Origin of the sequence: Blautia marasmi, from assembly GCF_900258535.1 — a bacterium.
Lineage (GTDB): Bacteria > Bacillota > Clostridia > Lachnospirales > Lachnospiraceae > Blautia > Blautia hominis.
Map to the genome: position 1 here is coordinate 951,806 of NZ_OIWX01000001.1, position 17,595 is coordinate 969,400.

Below are 17,595 nucleotides of genomic sequence, written 5' to 3' on the forward strand. Positions count from 1 at the left end.
CTTAATTACCCGCTATGTCCAAATGGCTGACTACCTGCATGACTGCCTCCTTGATCTGCTTCATATAAACATACAGACGTTTTTTATCGGATTCATGGTATAAGCCGCTGTTGTTGTTTTTGACAATCTGGTTGATGTTTATCCCAATATGGTTTATCTCATTCGTGAGATTCTGCAATGCTTCAAGAAGTTCCGGATAATCTCTGGGGCGGTTGGTTATCAGCATCCTCAAATACTGCGAATCGGATAGCCCTCTCTCTTTTGCCTTTCTGTTCAGCTCCTCCAATTCTTCGCATGACAGCCGAATTTCCTTCCGGCAGTTCATCTTTTTTACGCTTCTCAGTCTCTACTCACATCCTTTCATCGAATAAACAGCAAAAGAAAAGGAAGGAACCACAGCAATCAGCTATATTCCTTCCCTCTTGATACTTTACTTATCATCTTACTAATCTCCGCCCAGCCGTGATATCCACGGGAGGCAGGATTTCCTGTATCTTTCCACGCAGCTCCTTTTGATAATAGGTCCTCTGGAAAGCGGCATTTAGTATTTTCTCGTCCGCTTTCAATCCTTCCAGGGTTTTATGAAGAACTTGCCATTCAGAGTGTCTGCTTAACTTAAAATAGTCCCTGGTATCAGATATCATCTTGTAGTTCTGCTCACACGCAGCATCAATCACCTGGTCAATATCAGTCTCCAGAGAATCACCAGTTTCCATGTCCACCTTATACAATTGCCCGTGGCCGTCTGTTTCCAATGTATAGCCACTTTTAGTTGTATACCCCACTACCTGTTCAGCCTCCGCGCGGGTAAGAGGAAAAAGTATATCAAACTCATCAAGATATTCCATTAATTTTCCAGATGTTTCAATTCGTCCCAAAATCATCCCCTTCTTTCCATAATTCATACTATCAACGGGAATTTTTCTTCGCCGGTGTCGCTTTTTGATTTACCTGTTTCCATAAGGAGGTCTGTTCAAATATCTCGTCTAACAGCCTCTCATCTTTTTTCAGCTGCTTTATCCTGTCTATGATTTCCCTCGCTTCACTGGTTCCAGCTTTCTCTTCCAGTCTCTGTCTGGAATCTAAGATGAATTCATTGTTCCATTCACAGGCAAGGAATGTAACCTCGTCCATGGTGATTTCTTCTATTTGATCTCCCTCTAAATCCACCCAATAGAGCTGCCCTTTTTCATCTGCATACAGCCCGTAGGCACTTCCTTCCATGTAACCCAACAGAACCTGGGCATGTTCCTCATTCAGTGAAAATGGTATAGAAAAGTCATCGAGATAGGCCAGCAGTTCCGTGGCCGTATTCAACTGTTTCAAATAATGCCTCCTTGCCCGGTATCCTACCGGCTATGTCCTGATGGCGGCTTCTTATCCTTGTTTTCATACTTTTTTAATACCGCCAGAATCTCACTTATTTTTTTACGGGCCGTCTCCGGAAGTTCCCCCATCTCAGCATTTCGCAGAAACCGCGTTTCGGTCTTCCTTCCATATAATGTTGCCAGCCCGCCGTATGTCTCTTTTGCTAGGTCAGCTTCGGTATTTCCAGACTGCAGCTTTTCCGCCCAAACCTCTGGCATATAATCCCGGACTAAAATACAGATATCGCAGGCAGCCTGTTGTAAATCCGTGCGCTTTAAAATAGGTTCCTTTTGATCAATAGACCATATACTATTCAGCATGTCCTGCGCCAATCTCAAATCACGCTCATCTGTTCCATTTAGGATTGTATCTACAACCTTCTGTAGCTGCTGGTACTCCTCATCCATTCCCTGTAAAGGAATACTCTTATTTTTATCCAGTCTCTCCATAATGTCGCACACCTCCAAGCCAACAGCTTTTTGTATGGATTCCTTTGTAATGTTATTTTCCCTGCAATATTCCAGATAGGTTTCCAGTCCCCCTAAATATGTAATTTCCTCCAATGGGGTGTCAGCCAGTTCCTCCCATGTTTCATAATGGCCTTCCATTGTCATGGTTGCTATCGTACAATCATCAAATTCCAAGTCATAGAACAGGTCATCATCTGTACTGCACATTCCAATCCGGTAAATATCAGGCTGGTCTTCCTTAGCGTACACATTGAAAAATAACCTAGCTTCATCGGTGCTCGCAACTGCTGCATATTGATATGGGCTGCCCTTCACCCTGTCCTTGTTCAAGATATACAGCAGGGTGTATTCTCCAAAGTGGTTTCGTTTCAGATACTCCTTACTGTCATAGATCAATCTCTCAATTTCTGTCTGTTTTGCTTCCATATTCCACCTCACCTATTTCTTTATCAACGACTGTTGTGTCTGTTCTCCAGGTGCGGCTTATAGGCAGAATCCTGTTTTTCCAGTTCTGCCATCTTAAATAAATCTAATACCTCCCACCCAGTAGCAGCCTTAATAGCCGCTGCTGAAATGTTGTTCTCTTTACAGTATTCCAGGTAATCCGCTACCCCCTTCTTATGGGGAATTGCTCCAATGCCCCACCTGCTCAGTTCCTCCCAGGCGTCTAAATGTCCATTTATTGTCATTGCAGCAATTTCATACCCCTCCTCCAGCATCCCAAACAGATATTTATCTGTATATGCGTACCCAATATTAAACTCAACAGTCTTATGCGCAGATGGAAAAAAACTAACTGCCCTGTCAGGTCCATATTCTGCCAATCCCTGATAAGTGTCCTTTCCGTGCGCCTCCATTTTTAAAATATGATAGATAATGGCTCCCTGGTACTTTTGCGAATCCAAAAACTCTTTGTTTTCACAAAGCACTTTGAGTTCATCCATCTGGGGGTTTTGTATCTTTGGGGGCAGACTATTTAATTCCGTCAGGACTCTTGCAATCTGTATTTCCAGCCCATATTCTGGCTGCTTGCGTTTCAGATAGTCAAGCCAGAACTGCATAAATTCCTGTTTCTTCTCTGGATTATTTATTTCCCTGCACATTCTTTCCACCGCATGTGCTTCTGATTCTCCTGGTAAGCGCGCTACATTCCATTCCCCACCCCCAACAGCGTTCAGCATATTACAGATATCCCTGGATAAATCCTTCTCCATTCCCAGTTCTCTCTCCACACGTTCCCCTGATGATTCAAACTTTTCCGGTTCATATTTCAATATCTTGTCTCCTCTTTTCTAAAAACCGTTATGGTGAGTTTCCTTACCCTGCTCTTTAAATGGCGGTTTATCTGCCATTCCAGTTTTTTCACTATCTAGTTCTTTTTTTGTCTGTCTGGTTCACATGATTCTTATAATCCTGCATCTGTGATTCTGCCTCACCAATCAAATCTCCCACACTCCATCCGATAGACGCTGTAATAGATGCCGCTGTGATATTTCTTTCTTTACAGTAAATAAGGTAATCCTCGAACCCTTCTCTATAGGGCAACGTGTCGAGGCCCTCCCTGTCAAGTTCGTCCCAGACATTAAAGTGACCGTCCATCGTAACCACCGCTATTTCATAGCCTTCTTCCAACGGTTTAAACAGATCCTCATGAACAGATGTATCACCTATATAAATTTCAGTAACTTCTTCCTCAGAAACAGAAAAATAGACTGCCATTTCCTGCTCATATTCAGCAACCCCTTTGTAACTGATGGTCCCATCCTGTTCTTTTTTTAGGATATAGTAAATACTGGCATCATGATACTTTTGAGAATCCAAAAAGTTTTTATTTTCTACGAGTACAGTGATTCTCTCCATAAAAGGAGTTTCCATGTGCGTAAAACCTTTGTTCAGTCTTGTTAAAACTTCCGCAGCCTGTATTTCCAGTTCATATTTTGGTCTCATACGTTCCAAATAGTCAATCCAGAATTGCATGAACTCACGCCGCTTCTCCGGATTCTTTATTTCCTGATAGGTACGTCTCACTACGTCCGACTCCGATTCTCCTGGTAAACGCATCGCTTCCCATTGCCAGTAATCAACAGATTTTGTCATTCTACAGATATCCCAGGCCAGATTTTTCAAAAAGTCCGGCTCTCTATTTTTGTCAGGATATCCATATTCCCACAGTTCTCCGATCAAGCCTTCTGTCTGCCTTGTAACCTCAATGCTTTTTGCACGGCTGACCTTATATAAGTAATCAATAAGCAGCTTTCTGGCATCCGCAAACCGGAGCGTATCCAGAACATTTTCGGTTTGGTTGTAAGGATACGGCTTATAGAAAAATGGGGTAAAAATGTCTCCCAATGGTCCTCTCTTCATGAATTCGTCCACGTAATCTTTTAATCGTTCAAATTCCTCTGGTTCATACCTCAATACTCTGTCTCCTTTACATTCTGTATTATCTATTTTTCTGTCTGTCCTGTTTGGGAATGTCCTCCTTTTTCTGCTGTTCTTGTTCGGAAGTTTTCCCCCATATAATAAAATGGCAATATTCACTTTTATGGTTCTGCAAATATTCCGCCAGTTCGAGAAATCCCATTTTTAATGCAATTTTCGTAACTGCAATCACATCAAACATATTGGTTTCACCAGTATCCCTGACCACCAATATCTGCTCTTTCACAATCGGTTCTATTACAGTTTCAGCTCCTTCCCTTTTCTAAATCTAAGGGGCCGGTCCGGACTGGCTTTGCCAGTCCTCTGCAAGATACGGATTTTGCCGTACAAAATCCATCTTGTTAGGGGAGATCCCCTAATACCCCCGTATCAGCCTCAAAAAGCTGATATCATTCACAGTTTTTTGCTATCAATTCCGCTGATATTACGCGGAAATCTGATATCAGAAAGGGGAAACTGACAGCAGTTTCCCCTCAAATCACATATTGCCCTGCTATCAGCTTTATATATCTGATAGCAGGCAGTATGGAATGTGATATCATCAAAGGCTATGTGATATCACATTCCACGGTTATCTGCTATCAGTCAATATAAACTGATAGCAGGATTCCACTTTTGTTTTTGATATCAGGTTGCTGCATTTGATAGCAGCCCCTGACCTGCTGTTTAAAATAGTTCTGTTTTTCCCAATCCATTCTGCATTGATGTTCTTTATATTAAGATTTTATATCTCTGTCACTGATGGTTCCCATAAAATCGTTCCAGTGCTTTCTCGAAGGCACCTATGCCAGAAAAAAAGCTTCCTATCTTTACATCTTCAAACAGGTAAGGCATAGCCGTATATAACGCTTCAAAAATACTGGTTAAGACATTCACTACAATCGAGTTTCCTGCCTGCTTATATGCCTGGCTGTTACTGATGCCCGCTTCCAGGACCTTCTGGTAATCTTCATCATCAAAACCCATCAGCCGGAAGCACTCTAATGGTGTAAGCCGCCTGATACGAAGGATTGATTCCAGTCTGCACAGGGAATTTCCCTGCGCAGTGATTGTCGGGCAGATGGTCCCATGTCCCTGTACCCGGCCCCGTTTTCCGGCAGCATTCGGATAGGCGATATTTACAACTCCCTCTGCCATACATTCCTCGTAGCCTTTTACGGTGTCCTGCCGCACCAGAATGATGTTATCCTTCTGTACGGAGGTAATCGCATAGCTGCACCAAGGTTTATCCTTTAGTTCCAGGTGCTGTTCGACTCTTCCCTCTTCATTATACCTTCCACGGATTGCCCCCACTTCCAGAATCTTTGTCTGGTCGTGGCTCGCAAGCTGGGTATTGGCAGTTCCCATCCCTGATAGTATAACACTCTGTTGGGAATTTCCAATACTTCCGACCACGGTTATTTTACTTCTTCCGGCACCGCTTGCCAGCAAAGTAGGGCTGGAACCGATTGCAGAGTATACCCTGCCAGTCTGGGGATCGCCAAGATACCCCTGAACCTGTCCAACTTTATACAGTTTATTTTCCCACTGTTTCAGTTCCTCTTCCCCAGGCATATACAGAAGCGCTTTCCGCTCCTTCATGTCTGTAATCAGTTTCTGCACTTTATCATCTGACAGATAATATTTCTCATCTACCTCATCTTCAAGGATATCCATCAGCCGCCTCCCGTTTTCCATTGGCTCTGGGAATACAAATTTTCCATTATCACATTCCTTTTTAATCAGGACGAGGTATACCCGTTCCCGGTTTTGCGGAATCCCATAATTTTTCGCGTTCAGCACCTTCCAATAGGTGTTGTATCCATATTCCTGCAATTCCTGCTCAAATAGACGGAATGTGCTGTTTAGAAACCTTGCCTGAACAATATTCTTTACATTCTCATAAATTCCAAACATCGGCTTTACTTCCCGGATAACCCGAAGCCACTCTACAAGGAGAGAGGACCTTGTTTTATCCAGATTCTTTGAGCCGCATTTTTCACAAAAATCCCGTTTGCTCCAATGTACCTGCAGCGGGTTTACCTCATGCCCGCAATCTCTGCACCTCCAGACGGATCCGGCCAGCTTCCCACTTAGGGAGAAATCCTGACACGGGCTTCCACCGCAGATAAAGTTGAAATAAGGTAGCTTTTTCTCATCAACTTTCGTAATATCTCCAAGGTTGGCACTCTCGTCAACCCCATGTATGGCGCAATAACTTTTTACTGCATATTTGTCAAACTCACAAAAATTTATTAATTTATAATCCAATTCCCTTCTTAGAGGGTGTAGCTACACATTTTACCCGGGATTACCTCTTACCTCCTTTCAAATTTGAATGTAATCAGTTTCCGAATAAGTTACGAGCTACTGGTACAAATTAAATTTCTATGACTGCTGAATTTTTATTGGATTGGGCTTCACCACCCCCTTTCAAAGATTTGCCTTCATCTTATCTTGCCTTATGTCTCGTTTTTTTCTCTATCTGTGCCGCCGGTTGGATTGCAAGGCTCCCGGCATCAAACTGGTAAACCATATTAGAGACCTGGCCAGGGAACACTTCTGCTCTTTTATCCATCTCATTTACTATTTCCTGCAAAGTTTCCAAACTGTGTCCTGATATTGGACAGACAAGGATTTTATCATTTGATAACGGCATAACATACAGATCATCATCCAAACGCCTTGAGATTTCACTCAAACCCTCGGGATAGAACATGATTGCAATCCCATTCTCGCTGTACACCCCGTAATAGTCTTTTGTGTCTGGAAGCGCCCCGCTTAATGCCCCTAATGTATGAGCCAGAACAGCTCTGCTCGTATCCAAAACCGTCTGAAAGCGTTCATTTATATCGAAATATTTGACTTTATCAAATAATTCCTGCACCGTAAGTCCCCACTGCTTTAAATGATCATTTAAGACAGGTCTTTTATAATACAGAGGCCACTGCTCCTCCTCGTCATAGACCTCATCAAAAAACTGAAAATATACAGCCATATCCCCAACAGGCAGATATGGTATATCATTCCCTTCCAGCTTTTCGGCTGCCTTTTCAAAATTAGCCGCCCAAATCGTAACATTTTCTAACTGCTCAATCGTTTCAATAGCACGCTTTTTTTCAAAATAATCGCAGATACTGCTTGCCTGGGCCGTTAATTCTCCTTCTTTCCACTGTCTATATAAGGTCTGGATTGACAGTGACTGGCTACACACAGACGGCTGCATAAGTTCAAGGGCTATTTCCTCATTGTCCGTACCTTCTGCTATTACTATCAATTTCTGATGCTCTTCATCAATGTGACGCCCAAGTTCTGTGATCAGTCCCTGTTTATATTCTTCATATGTCATTCATTTACACCCTTCAACCATGCGCGTATGGTCAGCAATTTGTTCTCCGATGGTGAGTAGTGGAAACCATGACTTGATATGGCATACCCAGCCAGGCTGTGTCGAACCTGACGGTTCCCATTCTTGTGGACATCTTCAATGGAAAATGCCGGTGCCAGTGCTCCCATAGTATCAGGCAGGATATAAGCCTCCCTCTCTGAATATGGCAGGATATAGAAGCTATCCGGCATCAGGCGGCTAAGTTCCTGTAAGGTATCCCAGTATAATACACTTGCCGCTCCTCCTGGTCCCGTGACCCTATAACCAAGGCTATCCTCTGCCTCTCCATTGTTCAGACAGCACGAAATACCTTCCAGAACGTTTTCGATCTTCTCACACAACGGATAGATTTTACTCTCCATGGAAACCAGCGAATGTTCCAGTACAAAATTATGAAAATCACTTTTTCTCATTTTCCAGGATGCCAGATGTTTATTGGTTACTTCCGCCTGATAATAACGCCCGTCTCCCAGCGGTGCGTGAAACATATAGTAGAGCACCATGTCCCCCATAACCTGGTAAGGCATATCATTCTTTTTCAGGGCTTCCAGGTCACTTCTATGGTTTGCGGCATATACAGCGACATATTCCGGCTGTTCCAACTGGCCTACTGCAATACGCAGGTCTTCCGCTTCCGCATCAGAGAACACTTCCATCGCCCGGTCTGCCAATTCCTCTTCCCAGGCATCAAACATCTCCGCTCTCAAAAAAGCTTCCCTTACCGGAATGACAGGGCAGTACCGTCCCTCCTGCTCAAATAAAATTGTGATTCCCTCTGTCGGGAGACCCCTGGCTACCGTTCTAACTTCCCCACGAATTGTGGAATCCTCAAAAGCGGAACGAATACATTGCTGGTAAGCATCTGAAAACTGTTTATATAATTTGAGGTTCATATTCTTATCTCCTTTATGATTAAATGAAAAAAGCAGGTTCTTTTCTGAATCGCTCTGAAAAGTCACCTGCTATGGTTTTTATTCACTTTTGGCTTCTGCCGCATCCTTTGACTTGTTTTACGGATCTCATCTGTTTTCCGGCTATAAACATAAATATAATCGGATAAATCTTTTTCCCTCTGCTGAAAACCATTTTGTTTAGAGTCGTAGAGGGTTTCCTGAATCAATTTTCTTCCGTCCCTGTTTTTATTTGATAATGCCACGCATTGATTGATACTTGTAGGAAACAGTACCATATCGCCTCCCAGTTTATCTGACAGCTCGTGTACTTTTTCTTTGTACAAAAAAGCAGAAGCACCCCAATAAAAGCTCTCTGTTGTCATAATGTAGATATCCTTCTTTTCCGGTTCTGTCCCAAACGGTTCCACGGAAACAGCCCTTTGATTTTCCGGATTATCAAGCGACCATTGATAAAGGGTATCAAAATCCATTCCAAACTCATTCAGCATTTCACTTGTCACTCTTAAATTAAGGTGCATATCTTCAAGCAAACAATCTGTTGAATGATAAATAATCCTCAATACAATGGCAAGGTCCCCGTCTCCATATAGCTTATGTGGGAAATTGTCCAATACCTCTTGATTTCTTTTCGCATTCATCAATGTTGGAACTACCAGATTTGGCGATAACACCCCCATCTCTTTAAATGCGGCTTTGGTGATCCGGTCATCCCGCAATAAAAACTCTAGTGAATTCCTGACTACCAGCCACAGGGGTTCTCCCAACTGTGTATGACGGTTATATGCTACAAAAGGAAATATTTCCGGGCCTTTCTCCGGACTGCCCTGTAAACTGATCACACAGCCATCCGAAATATGGTCAGGCAGCACCACCTTCCACCCTAATCCCAGCTTTTGTATATTATCGTTTAATTCATATACAAAGGTTTCATAAAATCCCCTTTTCTCTTTCTCTATAACTGAATATCTATCGTTTCTCAAACCATCCACCTATCTGCCTCGTTTTTTCGTTTCTTTTAACTGGCTGGGAGTAAACATACGAAACTGTGCGGTTTCACAATTATAATGGTATAGATTCCCAGACAGAGGCTTTATACTTCCAGTGATTACCTCTTTACTATTGTGTAATGCATTAGATATATAATCTATGCCCTTTTGGTCTAAAAGCGGCATTGCCAAAAAATGGTCAACGCTCATAGGAACCAATAAGATATCATCCCCCATAGTTTCTGCAAGTTCATGCATTCTGGTTTTGTAAAGAATACCTGCAGCGCCTAAATGTTGACCGGTATTCGTCACCACGTAGAAGGGAGGTAAATCCTCTACTGTTTCATCGGGTGATATAATATCCATCATCTTGTACAACTCTATCATCTGTACAGACTCAACATTCCTCGGATTATCCAGGGCCATTTGATAAAGTTCATCATACCTCAGCCCCCATCCCTGTAGGATATCGTCTGTTACCACAAGGTTGAGATTGATACCGCCCAGGGACTGATATGCAATTTGAAGTATAACTGCTAAATCTTCAAACCTTGAATATGGAACGGTTTTCAATAGTTCCTCATTTTCCTCTGTGTTCATAAAAGTGGGAATTACCATATCTGCATGAAAAATCCCCATATCCATCAGTGCACATTTTGTGATCTCATCATCAAAAAAATCCTGTGTTGCTTTCCGTGCAGCGACACCCCAGGGCATCCCCTGCAAAAACTCCTGGTAATAATCGTAAACTTTAATCGGAGGAAAATCATGCCCTCCACCATGGATTACCACCAAAACTATTTCTCTGCCGCCTGTGTTCTCATACTTAGCCCGCCATGGAACACCCAGCATTTTTAAATTATAGCTGACTTCATGGGTAAATAACTGAATGAATTCTTCATATTCCATCTTTGTCTATCCTCCTTGAGATTTTATCTGCTTTGCTTTTTACCGACCAGCGTTTTCTCATGATTCTTAGTTGACTCCAATTTCTGATCAATGACCACCTGTAATTGTTCTATACCACCCTTGAACCTGTAAAACTTCCCCTCTGTATACGAATAAACCTGTCTGGACAAAAGTAATCGTGCGTCCGTATCCTCCGTATATTCCCGGATTTTTCTTTGTACCCACTTATCCTGTATCCGACTTTCCGGTAATATGGCCGCTTTTCGTTCTGAATACGGTACGATTATGACCCGCTCATGAAAAGCCTCTTCAAATTGACGCAGCACTTCGGGGTAAAGTATCGCCCCGGCACCGTTCAATCCATACAGCTCATATGGCGCATTGTAGATATCTTCTGCTCTTGCAATCACAGGTATATGGCCAAAATCATATGGTTGAAGGCTTTCCACCCAGTCATAAGCGCAGGCACCGATTTTCTGTGCCTCGCATTGCCTAACAATATTGAATAATTCTTCGGCTGAAAACTTCCATTTCAGGAGATGGTCTTTTGTTACAATACTTTCCATTGTACCGCCGAAAGGCAGCTCATAATCAAACCTGAAATATACTGCCATGTCACCTACTGCCAAATATGGTATACCCTTACCCCGCAGAATTTCTTTGCTTTTCTCAAAGTTTGTTACACAGGCTAAAACACTTTCTATGCATTCCACCTGTTCTCTTTGTACTGTACCAAACTCCCGGAAACAATCCAATGTATCCTTCACAATAGAAAACATCGGTCTAGCATTTTTGCAATAATCCGAATAAATTTCCTGAAGGTCTATGCAATGACAGATTTTATCGCCTAAATCCAGGGTTGCCTTTTCCAGCGATAACCCTTCCCCTATCACGACCGGTCTGATGGAATAACCATGCTGGTCTAAAAGTTCTGCTATTTTTTGTAGATAAGCAACCTTAAATTGGTCATAGTTTATTAAGTTCATCAATCCACTACCCCACCTACCTATCTCAATTTTTGTTTCTCAATTTTCGGAGGAACTGCATGAATCAGGTTTCTGCTTTCCAGATCGTATTTAAAAACCCGCTCAGATAGTTTATGGCGTATTTCCCCTGTTTCTTCTTTCATTATGTTCTCACTGGTCAGGCTCTCATATAAGTCTGACAGATTCCCAACACTTTGCGCATGGACATAAGCACCAAAGGCATCATTGGGAATAATCAGCATCTCGTCCCCTAATTTATCATGCACCAGTTCCATAACTTTCGGATAGAAGATTGCACCAAAGCCATTCACACCATAGACATTGTAGACTTGCTTCAGTTCCAATGGCACACCATCCGCCGGTCTAAAAAGGATTGTTTTATCATTTTCATATCTGTTTGTAAGTGAATCGTACATATTTACGATACCCACTCCTATTTCATTTGCATCCTTGTATCTGACTTTCTCAAAAAGTTCCTCCACACCGATTCCCCATTTTTCCAAATGCTCTTTTGTAACATCTCCGCAGTACGATCTCTCCCCTCTTTCAATACAGAATTGGAAAGTGACCGCCATATCCTGATATGGCATATATGCAATGTTTCCCTCCACCAGTTTATCCTCATATTCTGCCAAATTCATAGGATATATAAGTACATGCTCTATCTGCTCTAATTGTTCGCGCGGTATCCACTCATCCCCATCAAATATACCCAGAATCTGCGTGACCGCCTCGTCTAACTCGTTGTTCTCAGCAACATAGCAGTTAAGATACACCAATTCCATCGGAATACTGGGGCAAACTAACTCCCCTCCACCTTTCAGCATAATGGCTTCAAATGGCGTGCCTTCAGCTATCAGCTTCAGTTCCTCCCCTCTGTCTCTTTCTTGTAGCTGGTCTTGAAATTCATCAATAAAATCCTCTCGCAATTCGTCATATGCTTCGTTCTCACTATAATAATACATCTATCTCCTTCCCTTCTGGCCGTCTGCGCTTCTCCCGTTTAAAGCGGTTTTCATTTCACTCTATGCTTTTCAATGGTATGTTCCATTGCCGGGACCAGGTTTTTCCTGCCGGTATCGTACTTAAATATCTTCCCAGAGAGTACAAGGTGCCTATCGCCAGTCACCAGTTTCACACGATTGTCCTCCTGTAATTCTTCTTGCAGTTTTGCAGCACTCATAATATCCGGTGTCTGAATATAAGCCGTATAGGTTTCTTCAGGTACAATCAGCACTTCACTGCCCATTTTTTTTACTACCTGCTCCATCACTTTTGGATAAAGGGCAGCACCAAAGCCATTGACGCCATACAAAGCAGCCTGCTGTGAATCCTCTGATTTTTTTCCCACCTGCTCTACGGTCTTAATTTCGCCCCAAATTTGCTCCAGGTCTTTATACCTTACTTTTTCAAAGAGTTCCTTTGCATTTATCCCCTGCTTATTCAGCCATTCCCTTGTAACATCCCTGCGATACGACCTCTCATTGTCCTCAATGCAGAATTGATAAGTGATCGCCATATCTTCGAAGGGAAAATATGCAATATCATTTTCTTCCAGCTTATCCCTGCAATGTGATAGATTTACCGGAAACACTATTACATGTTCCAGTTGTTCCAGCCGCTCCTGGGATATCCATTCTGCCTCATCCTGAATCTCCAAGATAGTAGATACGGCCTCATCAATCTCTCGAATGGCAAAAATATAGCAATTTCTGTACACCAGTTCCATAGAGATACTGGTACATAATAAAGGTCCATTCCCTTTGTATGTAAAGGATTCAAAAGGAGTACCTTCCGCCACTATTTCCAACTTCTCCCCATTTCCTCTGCGTTCTAGCTGTGCCTTATATTCTTTAATGAAATCCTCCCGGACTTCCTCATATGCATGGTTTTCATCATATTCACGCATTTTGGTTCTCCTCTTAGTCTATTTACCATTTCCTGCATCTGTAGACTCCCGTATCGACTCTTAGACCAGGGTTTTTTTCACCAATGAAGACTGGTGCACCGTCAGGGTTTTACTCTTGAGGCTATAATACAAAACCGACTCTGACAACGGATGGCTTACAAATCCCTTTAAAGATTTTTTTCTTTCGAGACGCATCTGAAGGTCAGCAGGTGTATACTGGTCGGCGGCATAGATAGCGGTTTCCTCTGCTGTTACTGGAAGCAGGTACAGATCCGTGTTGACCATTTCCGCAAATTCATCCAGAATATTCCTATAAAGCATGCCTGCCGCGCCTCCCGGACCTGTCAACCGCCAGGCACTTGCGCGTTCATTTGTAATCTTTCCTCTCCCAAGCGTAAAGCCTGCCTCCAAGCCTTCCCGTATAACGGCTGCAACCGGTTCAATCTGCACACTATACTGGGAGATAGCATTGTCTGACACGCACGCATGCAGTTGATCTACATGCATTCCCCACCGCTGTAAGTCCTCTTCATCTACGGGCATGGTGTATACAAGTTTTTCACTTTCCTCTTTCACACGAAACCGATAAAAGATACACATATCTCCCAGTCTGGTATACGGCAGCTCCAATTCTTCCAGCCTCTTCTGGTATTTGTTTGCATTCACTGCATGGAACTCTACAAACAATGGATTCTTGACCGTATCCATCTTCAATCGGATACCTCCGGTTTCCGCCGTCTGAAATTCCTGCAGTGTCTCCGAAGCCAATATCCTGACTGGCAGCATTTCATACTGGCTTCTCAAAAACAGTTCCTCTATGCTGACCATAGGGCAGTACCTATCATGCTCCTTGAAAGTCATTGTGATTGATTCACCTGGTAGTCCTTCCATAACCAAGTTCAACGCTCCTAACGTTTTGCTTTTCTCCATCAGGTCAATGAACTGATAGAGAAACTCTTCTTTGAAATTAAAATAATCCATACTATCTCCTTGCTTTTATGAAATTATCCGATTGCCTGTTTCCGGTCCAGATTGCTATTCCTATTCAAATATTGAATCACTGCCTTTTTTCTTTCTGCAACAAGAAATTCATTCCAATCTTTCCCATATGGCGGGAACCGGACTTTAACGTGATATCCCATCTCTATATATTTCTTGCGTATAAGTGCCGCTGCTTTCCGGCCTGCCTTATCATTATCAAGATACAGGCTTATTCGTTTAATCTGTGGATTTTCCAGCAGGAATCGGTCCAATGCCCCGTCCCAGGTTGACCCTAATGCCAACTTGTTTGACTGCCCATCACGCTTATAATCCATATAAGACATCAGGTCAATGGCTGCCTCAAATACCTTGACTTCTTTATTTTTCTTGTTTCTTACATTGAAACCATAGGTTTTATCGTTGTTCTCCACGTCCCCTTTAAATGGGTTTCCATAATTATCTACCGTTCCCCTCATACTGGCAAACCGTGCTGTACCAAAGGAATCCCTGCCAATAAAAACCACGTTATGATATCTGCGTGTTTCATAAATCAGCTTTTTTTTAACGAACCAGTCAACTACTTCTTTGCTCAGGCAGCGCGTTTTTAACAGATAGGCATATAACCTACGATAGTTGTCGTTTGGTTCGGGAAGCACAAATTCCCCTTTCCCTTCTGGTTCTTTATTTTGCTCTTCCTTTCTTCTCTCGTGGTTTTTCCTGCTTGTATCATCTTTAAATGTTTTATCCTCATACCGATAACCGGCCTCGTTCAACAAATAGATAACCGCCTCACGAAAATCCATATAGCAAAATTGTCTCAGAAACTCAATGTTATCCCCGTTGTGACCGTCCTGGCCCTCGGGTACGGAAAAACGCAGCCAGCTCCTACGATTTTTAATCCTTATAGAATCATGTTCTTTCAATGTATAGTAACTGCCTACCCGCTTCACCGTGAAGCCCTGCCTTTCAGCAATAGACACCAGATCCACGCTTCTGGCTATCCCTAATTCTTCATCTGTAAACTTCATAGCACCACCTCCTGAATCAGAGTTTAAAATTTCATGTCAAAGTAACTGCTGATTTCCGGAAAGTCTCTTTCATACTCCTCCAGATACGTTCTGCAGGCGCTCCCTTCTTTTGACAAGTGGCAAAATTCACGGAAGCTCATCTGCTTATACATCTGGGGCTGGTTACACCACCTGGACAGGTTTACATACATTCCCCGGTAAGGTGATTCCTGATATTTCTCATACCGCATGATATATGGATACGCACGCACCCCCATTAGAATCCGGATACGCTCAAATACCTGTAAGATATCCCGTTCCCAGAAAGTCCGGTCATATCTTCCACCCGCATCAAACCCAACCAATACGTAAAACTTGATCCTTTTGGAACCCTGGAATATTGGGTTTATGATCTTCATCTTTTCTATGACTATTTCTTTATCCTTGATATTGTCAAAAGCAAATAATAAGTCGCCATCCAATCTACAAGATGCCAGTTCCCTGGCTTTTTTCCTGGTAATAAGCCTTATATCCAGTCCTTGCCGGAACTGGACCGGACGTCCGGTTTCCCGTAGATACCCCAATAATGCGCTCCACTCCCCACATGCCAGGAAATTATCATCCAGCAGACAGATCTTCTTTTTCTGTGGATTGTAGAATTCGTCCACTGGGCTTGCAGGAACGGATACTGTTTTATTTCTGTTCACACAAAAGGGGCATTGCCTGAAGCAGCCCCTTGTTAAAAACCCAATAGAATAATCCCGGTAATACTTATACTTCTTACTCTTTTTTCCTTCTTCTCCCTTGCATTTAAGCCAATCCGCATACAGGCTGTAATCTGGCATGGCATGTTCTATCTCGTAGGGCAGCTCGGGAGCCTGGTCTAAATAAAACCCAGTTCCTCCATATTCTACATTCCCCATCTTTAAAACTTCCGGCGGATACCTCGTAGCCGTAAATACCTTTGACAGATATACCTTGTCAAACTCATTGAAGCCTGAATACTCCGTCAGCAAATGTACCTGATCCCCCATCTGCTTATGGAATCCGCTGATCTTCATGCATGCCAGATTCGGCATGCGGTGCCTGTTCTTATCCAATAAGTCAGCATCTATAATTCCGATTCTCGACTCTCTTCACCTTCTTTACACCAATTTTTTTATCCATCTTTGCTTTTTACATTGCGGTGCTGTTGTATGTCTGCGCCTGGCAGGTGTATCCCAGGAACCGCCTCCTGCAATCTCTTTCTCACATTCCCACCCCGCCGCTTTTAAGGAAGCGCCGGATTCAGAGATAAGGATATAAGTGATGATTCGCTCATACCCCATCTCTTTTGCGATCCGGGCTGCCCGCCCGTACAGGAAACTGCAGGCGTTGGCTGTACCGTCTGTGCAGCAGCGTGTTACTTCCAGCGTTTTTCCATCGTCTAAATACCTGGATACCGGCCTTCCACACTGTATCACACCACACATTCTGCCATGCTCGATACATGCGACACGGAATTTATCCCGGTATATGGGACTGTGGTGCCTGTGATTTTGCGCGACATATTCATTTGCCGCCTTTAACTCAATCGGTACTGCTTTCATTCACTTTTTCATATAAAATTGTTCCGGTTGGAACGTAAACCTCCTGTTGTTGATTTATTGTTTTAGTCTGGTCCCATGTCCATAAAATCCGCGAGGCACAACTGCCCTTCAACATTTTTGTCCTCCATCCACCACCTGAACACGTCTTCTCCGTTCTTCCACTTAGTAGGTTTTCCCGCCGCATGAATTGCCACCAGCATTTTATCAAACGCCCGGATATAAGCTGCCTTGTACTTTGGGAAGTCAGCAAACTCTTTGTAGCGGTTTTTTCCAGCCATCGGGCACCCTACACAACCAACTCTTTTATAACCCATATCATAAAGCGGGTTATAAGACATATCGTTGGTACGGATATAATCCCAGATGTCCTTATGTGTCCAGTCAATGATTGGGTTGGACACTACCCTGCCACGGATTGCACACCGCTCAATAACCAGCCGCTTATCATCGTTATCGTTCATCAGAGTGATCCTGTTCTCGACTTTTGGGGCAGCCGCTTCTAACTGTCCTCTTTTAGGCCGTTTGGTGCTTTCGTCCCAGCGCACACCCGTTGATACCAGTCTGTCCGGCGTTGTGTTCTCTTTTCAAATTTTATGGAAAGCTTTCCATAAGATACTTTATGAAAAGAAAGTAATTATGGAAAGAAACAGGCGAAAACACTGCTATT

The 17,595-nt window shown here is 43.0% G+C and carries 20 protein-coding genes; all 20 read right to left on the bottom strand.

The genetic code is table 11. The annotated features are described in order from the left end of the window. Position 1: 1 nt before the first annotated feature. Positions 2–325 (bottom strand): plasmid mobilization protein, encoded by a 324-nt coding sequence (locus tag C6P39_RS04160; RefSeq protein ID WP_006567803.1) that lies wholly within the window; start codon positions 323–325, stop codon positions 2–4. A 112-nt stretch (positions 326–437) separates the two neighbouring features. Continuing rightward, positions 438–878, bottom strand: coding sequence for a hypothetical protein (locus tag C6P39_RS04165; RefSeq protein ID WP_242986920.1), 441 nt, complete (start codon positions 876–878; stop codon positions 438–440). Between the two features lie 31 nt (positions 879–909). Beyond that, positions 910–1,326 carry a pepsin/retropepsin-like aspartic protease family protein gene (locus C6P39_RS04170; protein WP_104802919.1) on the bottom strand — a complete coding sequence of 139 codons (417 nt, stop codon included), beginning with the start codon at positions 1,324–1,326 and terminating at the stop codon, positions 910–912. 23 nt (positions 1,327–1,349) lie between these two features. Continuing rightward, complete coding sequence (locus C6P39_RS04175) at positions 1,350–2,264, bottom strand: hypothetical protein (protein WP_104802920.1); 915 nt, start codon at positions 2,262–2,264, stop codon at positions 1,350–1,352. Between the two features lie 23 nt (positions 2,265–2,287). Beyond that, positions 2,288–3,112, bottom strand: coding sequence for a hypothetical protein (locus C6P39_RS04180; RefSeq protein WP_104802921.1), 825 nt, complete (start codon positions 3,110–3,112; stop codon positions 2,288–2,290). 91 nt (positions 3,113–3,203) lie between these two features. Further along, positions 3,204–4,256 (bottom strand): hypothetical protein, encoded by a 1,053-nt coding sequence (locus C6P39_RS04185; RefSeq protein ID WP_104802922.1) that lies wholly within the window; start codon positions 4,254–4,256, stop codon positions 3,204–3,206. Positions 4,257–4,281: 25 nt separating this feature from the next. Next, complete coding sequence (locus C6P39_RS04190; protein ID WP_104802923.1) at positions 4,282–4,506, bottom strand: DUF5049 domain-containing protein; 225 nt, start codon at positions 4,504–4,506, stop codon at positions 4,282–4,284. 509 nt (positions 4,507–5,015) lie between these two features. Further along, positions 5,016–6,530 carry a DNA (cytosine-5-)-methyltransferase gene (gene dcm, locus C6P39_RS04195; protein ID WP_104802924.1) on the bottom strand — a complete coding sequence of 505 codons (1,515 nt, stop codon included), beginning with the start codon at positions 6,528–6,530 and terminating at the stop codon, positions 5,016–5,018. Positions 6,531–6,711: 181 nt separating this feature from the next. After that, entirely contained in the window at positions 6,712–7,608 is an 897-nt protein-coding gene (locus tag C6P39_RS04200; protein ID WP_104802925.1) for a DUF5688 family protein, read from the bottom strand. Continuing rightward, positions 7,605–8,540 (bottom strand): DUF5688 family protein, encoded by a 936-nt coding sequence (locus C6P39_RS04205; protein ID WP_242986922.1) that lies wholly within the window; start codon positions 8,538–8,540, stop codon positions 7,605–7,607. Before C6P39_RS04205 ends, C6P39_RS04200 begins: the two co-directional genes overlap by 4 nt. Before the next feature lie 62 nt (positions 8,541–8,602). Further along, positions 8,603–9,541, bottom strand: coding sequence for a DUF5688 family protein (locus tag C6P39_RS04210; RefSeq protein WP_104805849.1), 939 nt, complete (start codon positions 9,539–9,541; stop codon positions 8,603–8,605). A gap of 9 nt (positions 9,542–9,550) precedes the next feature. Further along, positions 9,551–10,456 (bottom strand): DUF5688 family protein, encoded by a 906-nt coding sequence (locus C6P39_RS04215; RefSeq protein WP_104802927.1) that lies wholly within the window; start codon positions 10,454–10,456, stop codon positions 9,551–9,553. A gap of 23 nt (positions 10,457–10,479) precedes the next feature. Further along, positions 10,480–11,442 carry a DUF5688 family protein gene (locus C6P39_RS04220; protein ID WP_104802928.1) on the bottom strand — a complete coding sequence of 321 codons (963 nt, stop codon included), beginning with the start codon at positions 11,440–11,442 and terminating at the stop codon, positions 10,480–10,482. 20 nt (positions 11,443–11,462) lie between these two features. Then, on the bottom strand, positions 11,463–12,407 hold the full coding sequence (locus tag C6P39_RS04225; RefSeq protein WP_104802929.1) for a DUF5688 family protein: 945 nt from the start codon (positions 12,405–12,407) through the stop codon (positions 11,463–11,465). A gap of 50 nt (positions 12,408–12,457) precedes the next feature. Continuing rightward, entirely contained in the window at positions 12,458–13,351 is an 894-nt protein-coding gene (locus C6P39_RS04230; RefSeq protein ID WP_104802930.1) for a DUF5688 family protein, read from the bottom strand. Positions 13,352–13,411: 60 nt separating this feature from the next. Continuing rightward, the gene (locus C6P39_RS04235) at positions 13,412–14,332 is read right to left on the bottom strand and encodes a DUF5688 family protein (protein ID WP_104802931.1); all 921 of its coding nucleotides are present in this window, start codon (positions 14,330–14,332) and stop codon (positions 13,412–13,414) included. 23 nt (positions 14,333–14,355) lie between these two features. Then, positions 14,356–15,360 carry a DUF3991 and toprim domain-containing protein gene (locus C6P39_RS04240; protein ID WP_104802932.1) on the bottom strand — a complete coding sequence of 335 codons (1,005 nt, stop codon included), beginning with the start codon at positions 15,358–15,360 and terminating at the stop codon, positions 14,356–14,358. Positions 15,361–15,383: 23 nt separating this feature from the next. After that, positions 15,384–16,418: a hypothetical protein gene (locus C6P39_RS04245; protein WP_104802933.1), complete on the bottom strand. Its 1,035-nt coding sequence runs from the start codon at positions 16,416–16,418 to the stop codon at positions 15,384–15,386. 66 nt (positions 16,419–16,484) lie between these two features. Beyond that, a complete protein-coding gene (locus tag C6P39_RS04250) occupies positions 16,485–16,928 on the bottom strand; it encodes an XF1762 family protein (protein ID WP_104802934.1) in 444 nt (147 codons plus the stop codon). Positions 16,929–16,990: 62 nt separating this feature from the next. Next, on the bottom strand, positions 16,991–17,488 hold the full coding sequence (locus C6P39_RS04255) for a phosphoadenosine phosphosulfate reductase domain-containing protein (protein WP_278277993.1): 498 nt from the start codon (positions 17,486–17,488) through the stop codon (positions 16,991–16,993). Positions 17,489–17,595: the final 107 nt, after the last annotated feature.